18 protein-coding genes are annotated in these 18903 nt (G+C 52.6%); 7 read left to right on the top strand and 11 right to left on the bottom strand.

Features of this window, described 5'->3' with window-relative positions:
- The first annotated feature begins 50 nt into the window (after positions 1-50).
- The 4 genes from FEM41_RS11850 to FEM41_RS11840 all read left to right on the top strand — a co-directional run bounded on the left by FEM41_RS11850 (position 51) and on the right by FEM41_RS11840 (position 4337).
- Positions 51-923: an outer membrane lipoprotein-sorting protein gene (locus FEM41_RS11850; protein ID WP_168198787.1), complete on the top strand. Its 873-nt coding sequence runs from the start codon at positions 51-53 to the stop codon at positions 921-923.
- A gap of 68 nt (positions 924-991) precedes the next feature.
- Positions 992-3415, top strand: coding sequence for an efflux RND transporter permease subunit (locus FEM41_RS11845; protein WP_138096165.1), 2424 nt, complete (start codon positions 992-994; stop codon positions 3413-3415).
- Entirely contained in the window at positions 3402-3572 is a 171-nt protein-coding gene (locus tag FEM41_RS24525) for a hypothetical protein (RefSeq protein ID WP_168198786.1), read from the top strand. The genes FEM41_RS11845 and FEM41_RS24525 overlap by 14 nt, the downstream gene beginning before the upstream one ends.
- Positions 3573-4337 (top strand): UbiD family decarboxylase domain-containing protein, encoded by a 765-nt coding sequence (locus tag FEM41_RS11840; protein ID WP_138096164.1) that lies wholly within the window; start codon positions 3573-3575, stop codon positions 4335-4337.
- A 167-nt stretch (positions 4338-4504) separates the two neighbouring features.
- Here the strand turns inward: FEM41_RS11840 and FEM41_RS11835 are convergent, their stop codons facing one another.
- The 6 genes from FEM41_RS11835 to FEM41_RS11810 all read right to left on the bottom strand — a co-directional run bounded on the left by FEM41_RS11835 (position 4505) and on the right by FEM41_RS11810 (position 12138).
- Positions 4505-5239, bottom strand: coding sequence for a response regulator transcription factor (locus FEM41_RS11835; protein ID WP_138096163.1), 735 nt, complete (start codon positions 5237-5239; stop codon positions 4505-4507).
- Positions 5240-5675: 436 nt separating this feature from the next.
- Positions 5676-6605 carry an electron transfer flavoprotein subunit alpha/FixB family protein gene (locus FEM41_RS11830; protein ID WP_138096162.1) on the bottom strand — a complete coding sequence of 310 codons (930 nt, stop codon included), beginning with the start codon at positions 6603-6605 and terminating at the stop codon, positions 5676-5678.
- A complete protein-coding gene (locus tag FEM41_RS11825) occupies positions 6602-7315 on the bottom strand; it encodes an adenine nucleotide alpha hydrolase family protein (protein WP_138096161.1) in 714 nt (237 codons plus the stop codon). The genes FEM41_RS11830 and FEM41_RS11825 overlap by 4 nt, the downstream gene beginning before the upstream one ends.
- 15 nt (positions 7316-7330) lie before the next feature.
- Entirely contained in the window at positions 7331-8962 is a 1632-nt protein-coding gene (locus FEM41_RS11820) for an electron transfer flavoprotein-ubiquinone oxidoreductase (protein WP_138096160.1), read from the bottom strand.
- A gap of 32 nt (positions 8963-8994) precedes the next feature.
- Complete coding sequence (locus tag FEM41_RS11815) at positions 8995-9381, bottom strand: ectoine synthase (RefSeq protein ID WP_138096159.1); 387 nt, start codon at positions 9379-9381, stop codon at positions 8995-8997.
- Between the two features lie 495 nt (positions 9382-9876).
- A complete protein-coding gene (locus tag FEM41_RS11810) occupies positions 9877-12138 on the bottom strand; it encodes a heavy metal translocating P-type ATPase (protein ID WP_138096158.1) in 2262 nt (753 codons plus the stop codon).
- An 80-nt stretch (positions 12139-12218) separates the two neighbouring features.
- Between FEM41_RS11810 and FEM41_RS11805 the strand changes: the two genes are divergently transcribed.
- The 3 genes from FEM41_RS11805 to FEM41_RS11795 all read left to right on the top strand — a co-directional run bounded on the left by FEM41_RS11805 (position 12219) and on the right by FEM41_RS11795 (position 14897).
- Positions 12219-12677 carry a Cd(II)/Pb(II)-responsive transcriptional regulator gene (locus tag FEM41_RS11805; protein WP_138096157.1) on the top strand — a complete coding sequence of 153 codons (459 nt, stop codon included), beginning with the start codon at positions 12219-12221 and terminating at the stop codon, positions 12675-12677.
- A gap of 86 nt (positions 12678-12763) precedes the next feature.
- Positions 12764-13285: a GNAT family N-acetyltransferase gene (locus tag FEM41_RS11800; protein WP_138096156.1), complete on the top strand. Its 522-nt coding sequence runs from the start codon at positions 12764-12766 to the stop codon at positions 13283-13285.
- Positions 13286-13556: 271 nt separating this feature from the next.
- A complete protein-coding gene (locus FEM41_RS11795) occupies positions 13557-14897 on the top strand; it encodes an MFS transporter (RefSeq protein ID WP_138096155.1) in 1341 nt (446 codons plus the stop codon).
- Positions 14898-14946: 49 nt separating this feature from the next.
- On the opposite strand, the gene FEM41_RS11790 is transcribed toward FEM41_RS11795, so the two are convergent.
- From FEM41_RS11790 to FEM41_RS11775, 5 genes are all read right to left on the bottom strand, one after another.
- Positions 14947-16272 carry an MFS transporter gene (locus FEM41_RS11790; RefSeq protein ID WP_338324517.1) on the bottom strand — a complete coding sequence of 442 codons (1326 nt, stop codon included), beginning with the start codon at positions 16270-16272 and terminating at the stop codon, positions 14947-14949.
- Between the two features lie 67 nt (positions 16273-16339).
- Positions 16340-16750: an SMP-30/gluconolactonase/LRE family protein gene (locus FEM41_RS25165; RefSeq protein WP_421805434.1), complete on the bottom strand. Its 411-nt coding sequence runs from the start codon at positions 16748-16750 to the stop codon at positions 16340-16342.
- Positions 16687-17238 (bottom strand): SMP-30/gluconolactonase/LRE family protein, encoded by a 552-nt coding sequence (locus tag FEM41_RS25160; protein ID WP_277753002.1) that lies wholly within the window; start codon positions 17236-17238, stop codon positions 16687-16689. The genes FEM41_RS25165 and FEM41_RS25160 overlap by 64 nt, the downstream gene beginning before the upstream one ends.
- Complete coding sequence (locus FEM41_RS11780; RefSeq protein WP_138096153.1) at positions 17235-18176, bottom strand: hydroxyacid dehydrogenase; 942 nt, start codon at positions 18174-18176, stop codon at positions 17235-17237. The genes FEM41_RS25160 and FEM41_RS11780 overlap by 4 nt, the downstream gene beginning before the upstream one ends.
- Complete coding sequence (locus FEM41_RS11775) at positions 18176-18868, bottom strand: RraA family protein (RefSeq protein ID WP_138096152.1); 693 nt, start codon at positions 18866-18868, stop codon at positions 18176-18178. The genes FEM41_RS11780 and FEM41_RS11775 overlap by 1 nt, the downstream gene beginning before the upstream one ends.
- Positions 18869-18903 lie beyond the last annotated feature (35 nt).

Genomic DNA, 18903 nt, shown 5'->3' with positions numbered 1-18903 from the left:
CTTAATGACTTCACTCATTACTATTATCAAAAACAAGGATGGAGATTTTTATGAAGGAAAAAACTTTGCCGAATTTATTACTGGCAACCTCGCTGATTTTACTCAGCCCTTCATTATTTGCGGCTACACCACTATCGATACCCAAAACCTGTAAGGATGTTTTATTAGGTATTCAAAATCGCTTCAACGGTTACGATAGTTGGCGCATGATTAAAATGACTATTAGCGATGAGCATGGTAATGTTAAAACTCGAACCATTACCGCAACACACCGCAATAACGGCATCAATCGTATATTACGCAGCAGGGTGTTAGTTCCCAATGAGCTGGCTGATACAGAAGCCTACGCACTGGATTACTTCGAGAAGGGCAAGAATGATAAGGTGTGGCGATACCTGCCAGCCAGCAAGAAGCTATTGGATGTTCAATCGAAGGACCTCAGTAGCCGCTTAAACGGCTCTGATATGAATATTGGTGAAATGTTAACTCGTATGGCAAGTGATTATGATTGTAAAACATTAGGCGAAGGTGAATACCAGGGACTCTCTGTATATAAAATTTATGTCAACCCGAATAACCAGCAGGAAATTATCCGTCTGGGGCTCAGAGACGGCGAAATCTGGGTTGAAAAAACAACATTCCTGCCGGTTTACAGTGTGTTTAACGCCGATTCACCCAATGAGCAGCGAATATTTGAAACTTTCCATCATCATTGGGTCGATGGTGTTTATGTCTCCAATCAATTTAATATAGCAACATTAAAAGATGGTCGTAAAGTCTCCCATTCTGTATTCCAGGTCTATGGTGAACGTTTCAACCTTGGCCTGCCAACAGAATGGTATGATGTAAAAGATCTAGGCAATCTTCAATCCACCTGGCGCAGCTACAGACCCCCGGAGTTTCCACTAACAACGCTACCATAATGATCTGAAACAATCGACCTACAGCTTAGAAAGTTGTAGGTCATCTGTATTTCAATTAGGGATTGACAATGTTGATAATTAATTTCATCGACCGTGCCATGACGGCATTACTATTCTGGGTGTTTGTTAACAGAATAAAAAGCGCACTATTATTACTGGTTCTGGTCGGCGGCTTTATCAGTTATGGAATGCCAAAATTGCATCATGATGGTCGTATTGAAGCATTTATGCACCAGGAAGATTCTTCATTAATCAAATACTATGACTTTCGCAAGCAATTCGGCCAGGACAACCCCATTGTCATAACCGTTAGCGGCAATGACATATTTTCAACATCATTTATAAAAAAATTTTCTGAACTACACCTTGCATTACAGAATGAGGTGCCATATATCTCCGAAACATTCAGTCTGTATAACATTCCATTCATCGAATACAAAAATAACGGAATTTATCTTGAAGAGCTGATGAAAAATGTATTACATGAAAAAAATGATCCACACACGCTAAGAAATCGCATTTTGACAACACCGCTTTACCAGAACTTTATTATCGATAAAGAAGGTAAAACCACAGCGATTATTATCGAACCTTTCCGCTACTCCCCTAACAAACACGACTGTATCGCCGATCCATCTACGGGAAAATCATGTCCGCTTTATAACGCACAAGCGGTGAAACGACAGTTTCTGAGTTCGGAACAGTACAGTGAAATGACAAAAAAAATTGAACAGGTCACGCAGCGTTTTAACAGTCCCGGTTTTATTATCCACACCTCCGGCGCTCCAGTCGTCAGCTCCGAAATCGTTCGCATCATTTCCCAGGACATGCCGCGTTTCACCTTCGCCTGTATTTTGATCGCAATACTGGCAATCGCCTTGATCTTCCGTAGCCTGGTGATCAGTATCGCCGCATTACTGGCTTTCGTTTGTAGTATTCTGACCATGCTGTCACTGATGGCGCTGTGTGGTGTAGCCATCACACCACCGACCCAGTTCCTAATCCCGATGGGACTCACCATCATGCTATGCGTGTTTGTTCACTTTATGCTCGCCAGCGCCAGTTTCTGCAAGCCGGGAGTTGAACGTATCGGCTTGCTCAAACATGCGATGAAGCATACCCACCACCCAATCCTGTTCAGTATCCTGACCAGCGCTGATGGCCTGCTTGGTTTTCTGGCATCCGACCTGGCCCCCATTGCCGCACTCGGGATCTTCGGAATGGTGGTGACGCTGACCAGCTATTTCTTTGCGTTGTTCTGGGGAACGCAGGCTATCGCCTTCCTGCCCGATCGCTATACCAACCACAAACGCACGCATGTGGCACGCACCGGACGTTGGGTCGTGGCGCTTGGCAGCCTGGGAATCAATCACCCACGTAAAGTCATTATTATTTTTTCCTTGTTGTTAATCGGCGCGATTTCACAATTATCTCATCTGCGTTTCTCACATAATTCTCTGCTATGGCTGGAAAAAAATAACCCTGTTCGTCTGGCGACCGAATTTATCGACAGTCGCTTTCACGGTACTGTCAGTCTGGAGTTGATTGTCACACCTCAACAGAATAATGACTTTCGCAGCAAGCCCGTACTCGACGCCATACAACGCGCGGTAGATCGCGTTTATCTTGAACTGAAGATCCCCATAGGCCGCCATACCAGCCTGGTCTCATACATGGATGAAGTCAATATGGCGATACACGACGGCGATCCCAGCCAGCGGAAAATACCGAGCCAGGAGCAGATCTGGGAGCAATTCTTCCTGCTGGAAGGAGAAGGCAACTCCACCATTATGCGTTATGCCAGTCTTGACTACCGCCAGGGCCGTATTACCTTCATGGTGCCATGGCTGGAAGCAACGCTGTATACCGGTATTTCGGAACAGGTACAGCACATCTTTGAACAAGAGCTGGGAGAACTGGCCCAGGTCAAAGTTACTGGATTGATTAATTTGTTAGCCCGAACGTCAAAAGCCGTGCTGGATAATATGGTCAGCAGCTATATGGTAACGCTGGCAATTATTACCGTACTGATGTGCTATTGCTTGCGTAGTCTCAGCATCGGGCTGATCAGCATGATCCCAAACGTTCTGCCCTATGTAATGGTGCTGGCTATTATGGCGATTATGGATATCCCAATGGATACCTTTACTATCCTGATTGGCGGTATTTTGACTGGGTTGATCGTCGATGAAACCTTGCATATGTTCTATACCTTCCGCCATTACCTGCGGCTGCTCCCAACCCCCCAGGATGCCCTGTTCGCAACTCTGAATGAAGTTGGGAACGCGCTATTAATGACCGCTGTTGTGGTTGTTTTCAGCTTCTCGGTGTTCCTGTTGTCTTCTATGAGTAACATTCGAAGTTTTGGCGGCCTGATGATGGTTGGTGTGATAATTGCCTTGCTCATCGACATAGTCCTGATACCAGCCATCATGATGTTGCTGCCGGGACGCCTTCACCAGGTAAAAGGAGCTGTCCATGTCGAATCTTGAGTGTCCTGACTTACTGCGAGCCTGGCTCAAGAAAATGCCAATCATCCAGTACACCTCATTGATGCGCCTGGACGCCATTGCCATGGATTATGCCCAACGTTATTCCGGACCACCGACGCACGGTAACCGCAATAGCGAACCGTTGGTGGAGATGTAAGTGGATCACCTTTTACCCGTTGTTGACAGCAGAGGACAATTACCGGTTCTGCAGGGTTGTTTTGGTGATGAAACAAAGGTGCGTCACAGGTTGAAGTTAACGATCCCATTCAACACAGCCAACGTACACCGGTTAATCGCCAGGGCCAAAGCACCGGTATTCATCCCTCATGAACAATCACCACCGGGTAACCCATATTTTCAGCATCCATGGCAGTTACCGGTACTGACGCATACGCCAAACGACGCCGGATCCTATATCACTTCCGGTTTCGTCTATTGCCAGTCGGAATCAGGAACCGACTCTCTGTCAGCGCATCAACGACTGGCGATCTCAATCCTGCCGGGGCGTCAATTAGAGCAGATCCATCAACAGTACCTGGCTTCCGGTCGTCCACTACCGGTCAGCATCAATATGGACATACCTCCGGCCGCGGCCATAACGACATCGCTAAGCGGTGGGCAGAGAGTACCAGGCCAGAGCAAGCTGGAGCAGGCAGCCACGTTGGCGGCTTCTCCAGTCAGGTTATGCCATACGCAGACTCAGGCAACCGTATGCCTGGCTGATAGCGGAATAATTCTGGAAGACGCGCCAGGCGTCGAGCGGATAAATGAAAATGCCGCAGCACGTTACAGTTCAGGGTATGTCGGCAAGGCAAGGTGCAAACTTGCCGTGTTTACACTCAGCAAAATGCGGGGACACCAGAGGGGACAATTGGCCCTGGCAGAGAGCGGTCTGTGTTGTTGGGGCTGGCTGGTATGCTAAATGCCCTGCCTGGAATTAGATTGCCATTCTCTGAGCGGATATCCCGCGTTACGAATGAACCCCGTTCAGGCTACAAACCACTGGCGAAGCACTATAGGCTATCCACCACAGCGAATCTGGATAAATGCGACTTTTTCTTATGGCTTGCAAGCCCAATTTCAACGGGCTTACGGTGAGTTAACGTAACCGACAACAGCGTATCCTCTACTACGCACGGTACGAATAAAATCGACCTGCGCGCCTGCCGCACGTATTTTGTTTCTCAGGCGATAGACTAATGCGACAATCCCACGCGAATAGATAACGTTACTGCCATTACAGCGTAATAGTAGTTCTTCACGGCTTAGGACCTGGCTTGGATTTTTCCCTAACGCTAACAAAATTTCAAACTCCATCGACGTCACATCCAGTAGACGATCGTTAACAAAGGCCCGAGCGCGAGGGACGTCAATACGTAATGTATCATTGTTAATTCTAAAAAAAATTTCATTTCTGATTTTTTCTGTCACTGTCGGCGGTTCGATTTTGATGTCATTGAAACGCCGACGCACCGCATTAATACGAGCGATTAACTCACGAGGCTCAAAAGGTTTGCCAACATAATCATCAGCCCCGGTCTCCAGGCCCACCACCATATCTACCAATTCTGTTCTGGCCGACAGCATAATTACAGGTATGTCGCATAACGGAGCACCCTGACTACGAATAGTGCGGCAAAGTTCCAGACCATTAATACGCGGCAACATCACATCCAATAACACCAGATCGTATGTCTTCGATTGTAGCCGTTCCAGGCCTTCCTCTGGGGAATGCACCACATCCAAATCGATAGCGTACATTTGCAAGACGGGTTTCATTGTCTCGCCCAAGTCCACATCATCATCGATCATCAGCACTATCATCGTTCGTACTCCCTGTTTTATACCATAATGTCAACCCATCGGATATAAGAGTCAAACAACATGACTGTATTATGTCATACATTCGTGATGAATAATTCTAAAGAGTTTTTTCACCATCTACTACCATGCTCCCCCGCCCTAAAATCAAGGGGCGAATCGTTTCTATATATAGTCTTTATGATATTCTTACATTTCAACACTGATGTCATCTATCAATATCCTTTTTCCCCCATAGCCATTTCCTAAAAGAAGTTTCGCTCCCTGCGTCAGTCAGCGGCACAAATCAATACAACCGCTGGAAAACACCTGTTGCCAGCGCCTCATCATCTCTCGGTTCAACACTTCATAAGCTCGACGTGGCGTGCTCCGATATGACCTGGCACAAATAACCGCCCTTTTATAGCCACCGCAGAAAACGGCGTTCAGGAATGCATGATCATATTCGATCCAGTATGGCGGGAAGTACTTCAGAGACATCGCCTATCAGAAAATAATCTGCATGATGCCGTATTATCGGCGCCAGAGGATCGCTGTTTACGGCAATAATGATGCCACTGCCGCCAATTCCTGCGACATGCTGGATAGCACCTGAAATGCCGCAGGCAAAATAAACCTTTGGCGCAATTTGTTCACCCGTTTGCCCTATTTGACTCTGTTCCGGTAAGTATCCCGCCTCTACCAGCGCTCGGGTCCCCCCCAACGCAGCACCCAATTTATCCGCGATGGCACTCAGCACTGAAAGTTGCTGTAGACTCACACCCCGCCCCGCCCCAACAACAATTTCAGCCCGCGATAATGGCGGTCGCACAGAACTGTGCGGTTGCCGGGATACTTTAATGCCCGTGCCGCTCGCTTTAACCACCGGGCAACGCTGCAACACCGTCTGTTGCATTGATACACTCTCCCTCAGGCCAAACGCCTGGCTTCGTAGCGTCCAGATCTGATTATGCGCTCTGGTCTTAACGGTCGCTATCGCCTGTCCGGCATAAACGGGGCGTTGACAGCAGTCTACCGCCACAATGCTGATCACATCAGTAACCAGCGCAGCCCCCCGCAACGCAGCCAGCATGGCCGCTAACGGACGCAATTCGCGCGCCTCGAACACCAGCAAATGATCTGAATCCCTGGTAGCCTGATGCAGCGTTAGCGCCAGACTGGCTTCGCCCTCATCGAAAACCGAATAATCCACCCACCGTGCCTGCACCAGACCAATCGGCAGTGTTACAGGCTCCGTCACTGGCGCTTCTGTCAGTAACAACAGCTCGATCGACGCAGACCAGCCTTGCAATATACTTATCACCGCAGGCAGAGCACTGCCTGACACCTCCTCAACGCGCATGATGAGGGAAACCTTAATCATGGTCATTTGTTCTCTGCCTCATATTTCAGTAATGACACCAGTTCATCGATAGAATGCAACTGTTGCGCCCGGCGTCGACTCTGGCAGGGAGTCAACGCGGTATACGTCAGCAAAGAGTCGTTTATTTGCTCTGCGGACAACCACTCCAGCGGCAAACGGCGAGAACGAAGGATAGACGGTAAAGTCGCGTAACGCGGCTCCGCTCCCCCCAGTTCAACGCCCAATACTACAGGGGGTGCCAACACCGAACATACCTGATGATATTCGTTATAGATCAAGGCCCGCCATTTCCCTGCGGCAAACTGCAGTTCGCTCACCGGTTCGGCCTGCGCCCAATTCAACAGGCCGGCAACCAGACCAGTCATAACGCCACTTTGCCAGTCTGTACTCTGTTTCCCCAATAAAATCAGCGCTGGGTTCTCCTGTCTGGCCAGTTGGGCTATTAGTCGGGCGACCTGCCAGGGATCATCATGTGCGGTCAATCGATACCCGATAGCTCGGTCAGCCCCCAAAGCCAGTGCCTGGCGCAACACGGCCTCCGGCGTAGAAGCTGCACAAAACGCGAGAACCTGAACATCTTCATGCTGTTCTTTTAGGCGTAACGCCTGTTCCAGAGCAACAGCGCAAAATTCGTCTAGCTTTCCCGTTCGCGCTACCGCGTTTTTACGCGCATCATCCCACTCTGTGGCTTCATGGATCCCCACCAGAATTTTCATATTCCCATCCCTTGATTACATATCCTGATAACGTGGCCCACTTCCCCCTTCTGGAGGGTGCCAACGCAATGTTTGTTGCGGATCTTTGATGTCGCATGTTTTGCAATGCAGGCAGTTTTGCCCATTGATATGTAAGCACCGCCCGGATTCATTTTCTTGCCAGACAAATACCCCGCCCGGACAGTAGTGTGTCGCCATTTCACTCTGTTGTTGTGTCATGTTCGTACACCGCAAATGGCAAGGCTGTGTTGAACGGCTGACGATACGGCTCAGGTACAGCGAAGAGGCGCGATCAAAACTCAATACGCCATCAGGCTCAAATTTCGGCAGCTTCGCGGAGCGCGAGGAGACAGAAACATGGCGATGATCCGCCAAAGGTGGCGTCAGTCGCGACAACCAGATGCGTGCCAAAGAGAAGCCGCTTACCCACCACAGCGCTGTACCGCACAATGTACCGAAACGTCGCACTGTAACGGGAAAATCACGAGCATCATACAGCTCATTCCACAGCCAGGATTCCCGAAAGGCATTTGAAAACGCCTGCGCCAGTTGGCCATCGTTCGGTTGGCCCTGTAACCAGGGATAAAGCACATCCGCGGCTAATAAAGCGCTTTTCATTGCGGTATGAATCCCCTGCATGCGCTGGGGATTGAGCGTACCTGCGGCACATCCCAGCAGCATACCGCCCGGAAACGTCATTTGGGGTAAGGCCTTTAATCCACCTTTCGCTAACGCACGAGCGCCGAAAGCAATACGTGCCCCTCCAGCCAGTAACTGTGCCAGTCGGGGGTGATGCTTGGCGCGCTGGAAAGTTTCGAAAGGATTAAATCGAATATCGCTATAATCCAGATCGGCGACCATCCCCAACGCCAACTGACAATTCGGCATATGGTAAGCAAACAATCCGCCATTAACCCTCAGCGGTGCCAACGGCCACCCCGTGAAATGCTCAACGCGACCAGGGAAATGCAAACTCTCATCTATCTGCCACAGCTCCTTTAATCCCAATGCATAGTGCTGTGGCTGACTGGCTGTCGCCGCCAGCCCAAAATGCCCGATAGCATCACGACTAAGCGAACCACGGGTACCTTCCGCCAGTAGCGTTTGACGCGCCTGAATCCGCATGCCAGAAATAAAGCCGGGGCCAGGTTCACCCGACGACTCCCGGCCATAATCACCAGTGATTACACCACTGACGCGTCCTGCATGATCAAATGTCAGTTGGCTACCACTAACGCCCGTCAGAATATCGCCACCAGCAGCGATAACTTTACCCGCCAGCCATCGGCATAATTCAGATAAACTGACCAGCCGACACTGGCGATGCAAAAATACTTCCGGAATAACATGGTCAGGTAAACTGATAACCTGTCTCCGGGTCAACATAAAATGAAGCATTTCTTCTATACACGGCGTTAACCATGTACTTGCTTCCTTTTCCCAGTCTGGATACAGTTCGTCCAATGCACGAGTATCCATTACCGCACCGGATATAATATGCCCACCTATTTCATCGGACTTTTCCAGCAAACAAACACTCAACTGCTGCCGATGACTCTCAGCCTGTTGTAGCAACCGAAGTGCGGCAGTTAAACCAGTCACACCGGCACCAATAATAAGCACATCTACCTGTATGGACTGCTCCATATCTTAGATCCCGTACGGTAATGGAAGGGGAGTTAATAACTGGAACTACCGCCATCTTCGCGTAGATTGTGCGATTCCGGACCAATCAACGCAGGCATAAATACGCTGAGTAGTTTTAACCGTGTAGTTGCGGCAAGGATATGTTTATCATGGTTATTCAAAGAGTACATGACACCGGGATAAATCTCATGCCGCTCTCCAGTTGCCAGGTCTTTTACCCAACCCTCGCCCTCAATGCAGTAACATGTTTCAAGGTGATTGGTATATTCCAGTACAGATTGACTACCAGACTCAACGATAGTTTCCATAATCGAGTAACCAAGACCATCCTTTTCCAGAAGCAAGCGCCGACTTTTACCTGCCCCCCAGGACACATCACGTTCAGTATTTATTATATCATCCAACGAACGAATTATCATATACATCTCCTTATTATCACTAATTAACAATTAAAAGCTCCAGTTAAGTAACCCAACTGAACCACAACCGGTCAATTACTGGAACACATTACTTTTATATCAAAACCAAAAATAAAATCGCCATTAATTTAATACTAAAAAAATCATATTTAATGCCATTAAATAAAAATAAATTTCTCGATAACAAAAAATCACATAAAAAACCACTTAAAACATCTAAAGAAACAGCCTCAACCCATTAATATCAGGCAGTAGTTATAGTGTAAGGGAGGATATCTTTGTAGTACCGCGTGATGTGTAATATGTGGCGTATCGACAGGTCCGACGAATCTATCAGAAAAATATCGACACCATCGAAAACCTGGTGTCGATATGATAAGTAATATGAAAACCCACTGTGATTTATAGGTAGCGATCGTGAGAATCTTTCACCTCAACAAGCCTTGCAAACATACAGGCCTGATTCCCTTCATAACGGGGCCATAAAGATAAAGGCTATTTACGCAGCAACCGCAGCCCGTTAGCCACCACCAGCAGGCTGGCCCCGACGTCGGCGAATACCGCCATCCACATGGTGCCCATACCGGCAAGGGTCAGGGCCAGAAACAGAGCCTTGATTCCCAGCGCTATGCTGATGTTCTGCACCAGTAGCGCGTAAGTCTGTTTAGAGAGACGGACAAAGGCCGGGATTTTGCCCAGATCATCATCCATTAGCGCCACGTCCGCTGTTTCAATGGCGGTATCGGTGCCCATCGCCCCCATGGCGAAACCGATATCGGCAGCAGCCAGCGCCGGGGCATCGTTTATGCCGTCGCCCACCATGCCGGCGACGCCCTGGCCGGAAAGAGCCTGCACGGCAGCGTATTTATCGGCGGGAAGCTGATTGCCCCGGGCCTCATCAATCCCCACCTGGGCGGCAATGGCCCGGGCGGTGTGGGGATTATCGCCGGTCAGCATCACGGTTTTCACCCCCAGGGCATGCAACTGGGCGATGGCTTCGCGGCTGCTCTCTTTTACGGTATCCGCCACGGCAAACAGCCCCAGCACCCGCTGACCGTCGTTGAGCAGAATCACGGTTTTGCCCTGGCCTTCCAGCGCCTGTACCCGTTCGGCGATCTCCGGGGGACAGCCAGAGGTTTCCCGGGCCAGCCGCAGGTTGCCAAGGTAATAGCGCTGCCCGTCGATATCGCCGCACACGCCCATCCCGGCCAGCGCTTCGAAGTTATCCACCTCGCGCAGCGTAAACTGCCCCGCCGCGGCCGCGGCTACCGCCAGCGATACCGGATGGTCCGAATTGCTGGCAAGGCTTGCCGCAAGCAGCCGACCTTCAGCATCGTCCACGCCATCAAGAATAGTGGCATCGGTCTGTACCGGCTTACCGTGGGTGATGGTGCCGGTTTTATCCAGCGCCAGCGCGCCAAGCTTACGGCCCTGCTCCAGATAAACGCCGCCCTTAACCAGAATCCCTTTACGCGCCGCGGCGGTCAGGCCGCTAACGATGGTCACCGGCGTGGAGATCACCAGCGCGCACGGGCAGGCAATCACCAGCATCACCAGCGCTTTGTAGATCCACTCCTGCCAGCTTCCTGCCCCGAACAGCGGCGGAAGAACCGCCACCGCCGCGGCGATGCCGATGACTACCGGCGTATAGATGCGCGAGAAGCTATCGACAAAGCGCTGGGTCGGCGCTTTCATCCCCTGAGCCTCTTCCACCGCATGGATAATGCGCGCCAGAGTGGTATCGCTGGCCGCCGCCGTAGCCCGGTAGTCGAAGACGCCAGATTCATTGATGGTGCCTGCGAACACTGGATCGCCGCTGGTTTTATCTACCGGCAGGCTTTCACCGGTAATCGGCGCCTGATTGACGGTGGTACGCCCACGTACAATTTCACCATCCAGCCCAATACGCTCGCCGGGTTTAACCCGCACCACGCTTCCCGGCTGTACGCTTTTCGCTTCCACCTCCTGCCAGCTACCGTCCGGCTGCTGCACTACGGCAGTGTCCGGCGTCAGGCTCATAAGCGAACCAATGGCGTTACGGGCGCGGTCCAGCGACTTTGCTTCGATAAGTTCGGCGATGGTAAACAGCACCATCACCATCGCCGCCTCAGGCCACTGACCCAGAATCAGCGCGCCGGTGACGGCAATACTCATCAGAGCGTTAATGTTGAGGTTGGCATTACGGATGGATATCCAGCCTTTCTTGTAAGTCGTGAACCCGCAGGAGAACACCGCCAGCAGCGCCAGAGCGGCGGTGAGCCATTCGGGCAACCCGGCCCAGTGGGTGACTTCTGCGGCAATCGCCGCCACGCCGGACAGTGCCAGCGGCCACCAGGGCTTTTTCTTTTCTTCAACCTTAGGTTCTCCCTGAACCGACAGTTCCGGCTCAAAGCCGAGCGTTCGGATGGCATCCAGAATCGCCTCCAGCGCTTCCGGGGTGTGGGTCACCGTCAGTACCCGCTGCATCAGGTTAAATTCCAGCGCCTTCACCGCGTCCATGCCGCCGAGTTTTTTACGGATCAGGTTCTCTTCCACCGGGCAGTCCATCTGCATTATGCGGATATCGGTGCGCAGCCCTCCGGCCACTGCCTGAGAAGCCCCCAGCGGATTAAAGCTGACCGGCGCAGGCCCGCAGCAACTGTCGCCATTATGGTCATGAGAATGTTGATGATCGTGCTGATGCCCGGACGAATGCTGGCAGCCGCAAGGGTTGTCGGCTTCCTGATCCGGTTTATTTTTTATTCCACAGTCGCTCATTTTCTTCGTCCCGTCGGTTCTCTATACTGGTCATTACAAACCCTGAAGTCACTACAGGGTCAACCCCGGGAGAGCGACAAATGAAAATTGGTGAACTGGCCCGCCAGGCAAACTGCCCGGTGGAAACCGTACGTTACTACGAAAAAGAGGGGCTGCTGCACCTGCCGCTGCGTGATAGCGCCAATAATTACCGGCACTATGACAGCAGCCACCTGGAAAGACTGCTGTTTATTCGCCGCTGTCGGGCTCTGGATATGACCCACGATGAGATTCGCGGTCTGTTGCAGGCGCTGAGCCGTAACGATGAGGATTGCAGCCAGATCGACGACATCGTTAATGAGCATCTGCACCACGTGCAGCAGCGTATTCAGGAGCTGCTGGCGCTGGAACATCAGCTTAAAACCCTGAGCGACCACTGCGGATCTGGCAGGCCGGTCAGCGAATGTGGAATAGTCCACACCCTGACCCGCCCCAGAGAGAGCGAAGACACTCTGATCCCGCTGAATCAGGAACATCCCGGCGGCGTGCACCGCCATTAAGCCAGAAGAAATCCCTATGACCACCGCCGCCGCGCTGAGGTAAATTTAATCTTAACCCTCGCCAATTAATGTGGAAACGTTAACGCATGAACATTGAACGAATCACCCACCTGACCCCCTGGCGGCAGGCGCTTTGCGCGCTGCTTGATGACTGCGTCGCCAGCGACGCGTCGGTAGGGTTTCTGGCTCCCCTGACGTCGCAAGAGGCCGAAATATACTGGCAACAGATGGCCGAAGATGTGGAAACCGGTCATCGTGAACTGCTGCTGATGCTGGATGGAGATCAGGTTACAGGCGCCGTGCAGCTTTCGCTATGCGGTAAAGCGAATGGCATTCACCGGGCCGAGGTGGAAAAGCTGATGGTGGATACCCGCTACCGCCAGCGCGGTATCGGTAAAGCGCTGATGCAGGAAGTGGAGCGTCAGGCCCGCGCCCGACAGCGTTCCCTGCTGGTGCTGGATACCCGCACCGGCGATCCGGCCTCGATGCTCTACCGCAGCCTGGGCTATCAGGAAGCGGGCCGTATTCCCGATTTCGCCATCAATTCCGACGGGAGTCTGGCGGGCACCACGATATTTTATAAGCGACTGTCAGCCGACTCCCCGTAATGTTTCACCCGCCTTGCGCATTCATCGCGCAGGGCTCTATTCCCTCCTTACCTCTGTGTATTTCTCCCGGCAATAACGCTCGTCAGATCTCATATAAGAAACATCGTTGATACATTTTTGTGACAAAGGGCCCAACATCGTCACAACCCCCCGTGCGTAAATGCCGCTCCCAGGATAATAATTTTACTGTGTACATCATGGTTTTACACAGTAAAACAAGAGAAACGCATCGGGTTAGGGATGAGGATTATCAACCAGTTAGGGGTATATCATGTCTGAGGAGTTACATAGCGCATCTTCTGCGGAGCATCTTGAGCAGCAAACCGTCAAACGAGTTATCTGGCGTATCCTGCCTTTTCTGATCGTCTGCTATCTGATAGCCATTATCGATCGCGGCAATATCGGCATGGCTTCGCTGCAGATGAACGAAGATTTAGGATTATCAAAAGCGGTATTTGGCCTGGCCAGCAGTCTGTTCTTCATCGGCTATTTTATTTTTGAAGTCCCCAGTAATCTGGCAATGCAGAAGATTGGCGCAAAGATATGGATCTCGCGCATCATGATTTCCTGGGGGATCGTTTCTATCTGCACCGCCTTCGTTCAGAGAGCTGAAACGCTCTACGTGCTGCGTTTCCTGCTGGGCGCGGCGGAAGCCGGTTTCTTCCCCGGCGTCATTCTCTATTTAACCTACTGGATACCCGGCAAATACCGTGCCCGGGTGATTGCCACCTTTATGGTCGCCATTCCCGCCGCGAATTTCATTGGTTCACCGATTTCCGGAGCGATCCTGAGCATGGACGGCTGGTTGGGTATGCGCGGCTGGCACTGGCTGTTTATTCTGGAAGGATTCCCGGCCATTTTGCTGGGTATCGCGGCCTTTTTCCTGTTGAGCAACCGCCCTGAAAATGCCCGCTGGTTGACGGATGCCCAGAAAAAATGGCTGAGCGATACCATGACGGTAGAAAACGCACAGCGTAAGGCCATCGGCCATATTTCGCTGTGGCAACTGTTACGCCATAAACACATCTGGGCGATGGCGCTGATTTACGCGGGTGCCTCAGCCGCGGGATCCACCCTTAGCGTCTGGTCTCCTCAGTTATTACACTCGTTTGGGCTGAACAATTTTATGACCGGCCTGGTGAACAGCATTCCCTATGGTCTGGCATCGATTCTGATGATCGTCTGGGGCCGTAGCTCCGACCGGACCGGTGAACGCCGCTGGCATACCGCGCTGACGCTATTCCTGATTGCGGGCGGGCTGCTTTCGGCCTTTATGACAAACTCGCTGCCGGGCAGCGTGGTGATTTTGTCACTGGTTCTGATTGGCGCTTACTCCATGAAAGGCCCCTTCTGGGCGCTGGCTTCCGGCTGGCTTTCCTCTTCCACCGCTGCCGCGGGCCTGGCGGCGATTGGCGCTATGGCGAATCTGATTGGCGGGGGAATCATGGTTAATGTCTACGGTGTGATTAACGATGCGACCGGCAGCCATACCCTGGCGATGCTGCCGCTGGCCCTGCTCTGCCTGACAGGCGGAATAGCGGTGCTGATAATGGGACGCAAAAGTACGCTGCGGGTAGAGGTGGAAAACCACGCCTCTGTCGCTGGCAAGTAAATGTAAAAGGCGCTGTTTTCAGCGCCTTTTTACTTTCCTACAGACAGGTTCAAAGGTTTCTCCAGGGATCTCTGACGGTGGCAACAGCCAGTGCGCCGATAAAGAGCACAGCGGAAACCGCCAGCAGCGGCCAGATAAATCCATCCGTCGCCTGTTTGATATAGCCAATCAGCGAAGGACCAAAGAATCCCCCCAGATTCCCCACCGAGACAATTATCGCTAACCCAGCCGCAGCCGCATTGCCGGTGAGGAATCCCGACGGCAGGGCCCAGAAAGAGGCCTGGAACGACAAAATACCGCTCACGGCAATGCACAGCGCCAGCATTTTCGCGACAGGTGCCGCAATCATCGCGCTACAGCCCAGCGCCAGCGCCGCCATCACCAGCGCGCTGCTAATCCACGCAATCCGGTGGCGGGAATGATGGGCCAGACGCGCCCAAAGCAGCATTGCAACGGCGCCGCAAACGTAGGGCAACGCGGTCAGCAATCCCGTGGTGGAATGGCTGACGCCCAGTTGTTCAATAATTTGCGGCATCCAGAGTCCTATGCCAATCGATCCCACAATCCCGCAGAAGTTAATAAAGGCCAGCAGATACAGCAACGGATTGCGTAATGCATCGCTCAGACTGGCGCCATGGGTTTGGGCGATGCGGCTCTGCTCCGATTCAAGGCGGCGAACCAGCAGGCGTTTTTCATTGGTATCCAGCCAGCGCGCCTTTTCCGGGCTATCGCTCAGGAAAAAAAGACAGAGCACGCCCAGGAAAACCGCCGGTATGCCTTCAATCAACAGCAGCCACTGCCAGTTACGAATATATTCGTGGTGAGTCATTTGCATCAGCGCCCCGGAAATGGGGGCGCCAATAATATTAGCGACAGGAATCCCGACCAGAAACGCCGCCGTTATTTTGGCCCGCCAGGATCCCGGGAACCAGTAAGTGAAAAACAGATAGATCCCCGGCGTAAAACCGGCTTCCGCCACGCCCAGCAAAAAGCGGGCAATCGCAAAGCTGGTCGGCCCGGTGACAAATGCGGTCGCCATGGAGATTAGCCCCCATGAGATCATAATGCGGGCGATCCAAATCCGCGCGCCCACCTTTTGCATAATAAGGTTGCTGGGGATTTCAAAAAGAAAGTAGCCAATAAAAAACATACCGGCGCCAAAACCGAACTGAGCGGCGGTAATTCCCAGATCGCTGTTCATGCCCAGCGCAGCAAAGCTGATATTGGTGCGATCCAGATAACTGACGACATAGCAGATAAAGATAAAAGGCAGAATGCGTGTGAACGCTTTCTTTGCTGCGGCTTCACTCAACTGGAATTCATTTTTATCCAGTTGGCTGTGCGCATTTTGGGTAATAGCCGGTTTTTCCGACATATTTTCGGTTGATGATAGCAGGGTCATGGTAAGCTCCGATGCGTTCAGATGACGCCGTATTTTTTATTCAGAGAGAGGCAGGGATGGGCTGTCCGGGAACGGTCACAGGGCAGGACAAAATCGCGCCGCTAACGGATTCGGTAATCAATAGCTGACGCATATCCTCACCGCCGAAACAGAGGTTGGTGGTCGAACGGCCCGCCGGGCTGGTAATGATCTCCAGCGGTTCACCCAGCTCATTAAGCAGCCAGATGCGCCCAAGACCGGGATTAGCGATGAGCAGCTCCCCCCGGCTATTCATCGCCAGACCATCCGGGCCACTGGGGCCATGCGAGGTAAAAAACTGACCGACCTTGCTGACCGAACCATCCTTCTGTAGCGGCACCCGCCAGATACAGTTGCCGCGCGTCATGGCTACATACAAAATGTTTTCATCCGGCGAGAGCACCAGCCCGTTCGGGCTGGGACAGTTATCCAGCAGCAGGTCGAGCTTTCCTTCCCGGGACAGCCGGTAGACGCGCCCGGTGGGATCGTGCAGCCCGGTCTGCCCCTGGTCGGTAAAATCGTCAGGTCATTCACGCCGCGAAAACTTTCGCTGTTACGCCGTGAAAGCCAGGGCGTTACCGTACGTTCTGATAAACAGAGCTTCATCAGCCCGTGACGGTAATCGGTGATAAGCAGCGTATCCTCCCCTACCAGTTTCATACCGTTAGGCTCTCCCGGATACTGAACAATCAGCTCCCAGTCACCGGATGGATCAACGCGAAAGATCCGACCGTAGGGAATATCCGTGACATACAGGCAGCCAGAGGGGTGCCACACCGGCCCCTCCAGAAAAGAGTCAACGGGCTGCCCGCCCCGATTGGCCTGGGACCAGGGGTTACGCTCATCGGGCTGGCGAAAACGGTCAGGAAGTCGGGTAAAAATCGTGGCCTGGCGAATTTCCGGCTGAGTCAGAAAGATCATGCGACACCATCCCATTCCGCCTCGCCCAGCACCTCAAGCACGTTGCTGGCTGCCGCACACCCCATATTGATATAGGAGTCATGACTCACGCCGCCGATATGCGGCGAGATAATCACATTCTCGACCTGCTGCCAGATATGGGGGGCCGTTAATGGTTCGCTGGTAAAACTATCCAGCGCCGCCCAACTGAGCGTGCCGTTATCCAGCGCCCTTAGCAGGGCCTCATCGTCAATCAACCCGCCGCGCGCCGTGTTGACCAGAATGGTTCCCGGCTGACACCGGGCCAGCGCTTCATCATTGATCATCTTGCTGTTTTGTTCGGTCAGCGGGCAATGCAGCGAAATCACATCGGCGCTGCCCAGCAGTTGGGGAAAGGTCACCGACGTGCAGCCTTCCGGGAAGGTTTCCGCCCAGGGATCATAGGCTATTACTTTCATGCCAAAAGCCTGTCCGACCACGGCCACGCGACGCCCAATCGCCCCCAGCCCTACCAGCCCCAGGGTGCGGCCCGCCAGTTCCGTTGATTTGTGCGTCGATTTATCCCAATGCCCCTGTCTGAGACGCCGGTCCAGGGTCGGAACCGACTTTGCGCAGGCCAGAATCAGCGCCCAGGTATGTTCCGCAACGGCAGCGGCATTGGCGCCAATCGCGGCGCGCACTTCGATATTGCGCTCCGCCGCCGCTGCCCGATCGATAACATCGATACCGCTACCGTGTTTGGAGATCACCCGCAGAGCCGGTGCGGCATCCATGATACGGGCGTTAATTTTGCCGTAGCGTACAATAATCGCGACGGGATTATGGGTGCAGCACAGCGCGACCAGCTCTTTTTCCGTGGGCTGTCTGCCTGCATAAACAATCTGATAATCGTGCAAAAGCGCCAGCGCCTGCGGTGCCAGGTCGCTTCCGGTGACTAAAATAACTTTACGCTGATTCATTACAGAGTCTCCCCTTCGGCAAGCATGCCGCCAGCACGCAGCGTCTTTTCAAGCCAGGGAGCGCGGATATCCCCTTCATGAATGGCAGCAATACGACGGTTTTCGGTATCGAGCTTTTGCTGCGCCAGTTCCAGCAGGAGCGATACCTCTTCCCGGGGCAGAACCACCACGCCGTCGACATCCCCCACGATTAAATCCCCCGGCTGAATCGCGGCACCAGCCACCGAAACGGGGTAATTGACCCGCCCGGCGATGGCCTTGGTCGGTCCGCAAGGATTCAGCCCTGCGGCAAAAACGGGGAAGCCCCGGGCAGCCAGGGCATCGGCGTCCCGAACTGCGCCATCAATAATGATGCCAGCGATTCCTGATGCCTCGGCCTGGGTTGACATAATTTCACCGATCAGCGCGCAACTGATATCGCCTTTACCGTCCACCACGATCACATCTCCGGGCTGCGCAATAGCCAGCGCGGCATGAATAGCCAGGTTATCCCCGGGCCGAACCTCAACGGTAATCGCCGGGCCCGCCACTTTCATGGTATTAGCGACCGGTTTCACCCGGCCATGCAGCGTACCGCGCCTGCCAGCCACATCCGCCAGAATTGCCGCCTGAAAGCGAGCGGCCTGCCTGACATCGTCCGCAGAGACACGAGTGATTGTACGATTGATCAGCGATTGCGTTTTTTCTGCCATAAAAGCCTCCATATTGTTTTACTGTGTAAAACCAT

Origin of the sequence: Jejubacter calystegiae, assembly GCF_005671395.1 — a bacterium.
GTDB lineage: Bacteria > Pseudomonadota > Gammaproteobacteria > Enterobacterales > Enterobacteriaceae > Jejubacter > Jejubacter calystegiae.
This window is presented reverse-complemented; position numbering and strand designations above follow the sequence as displayed.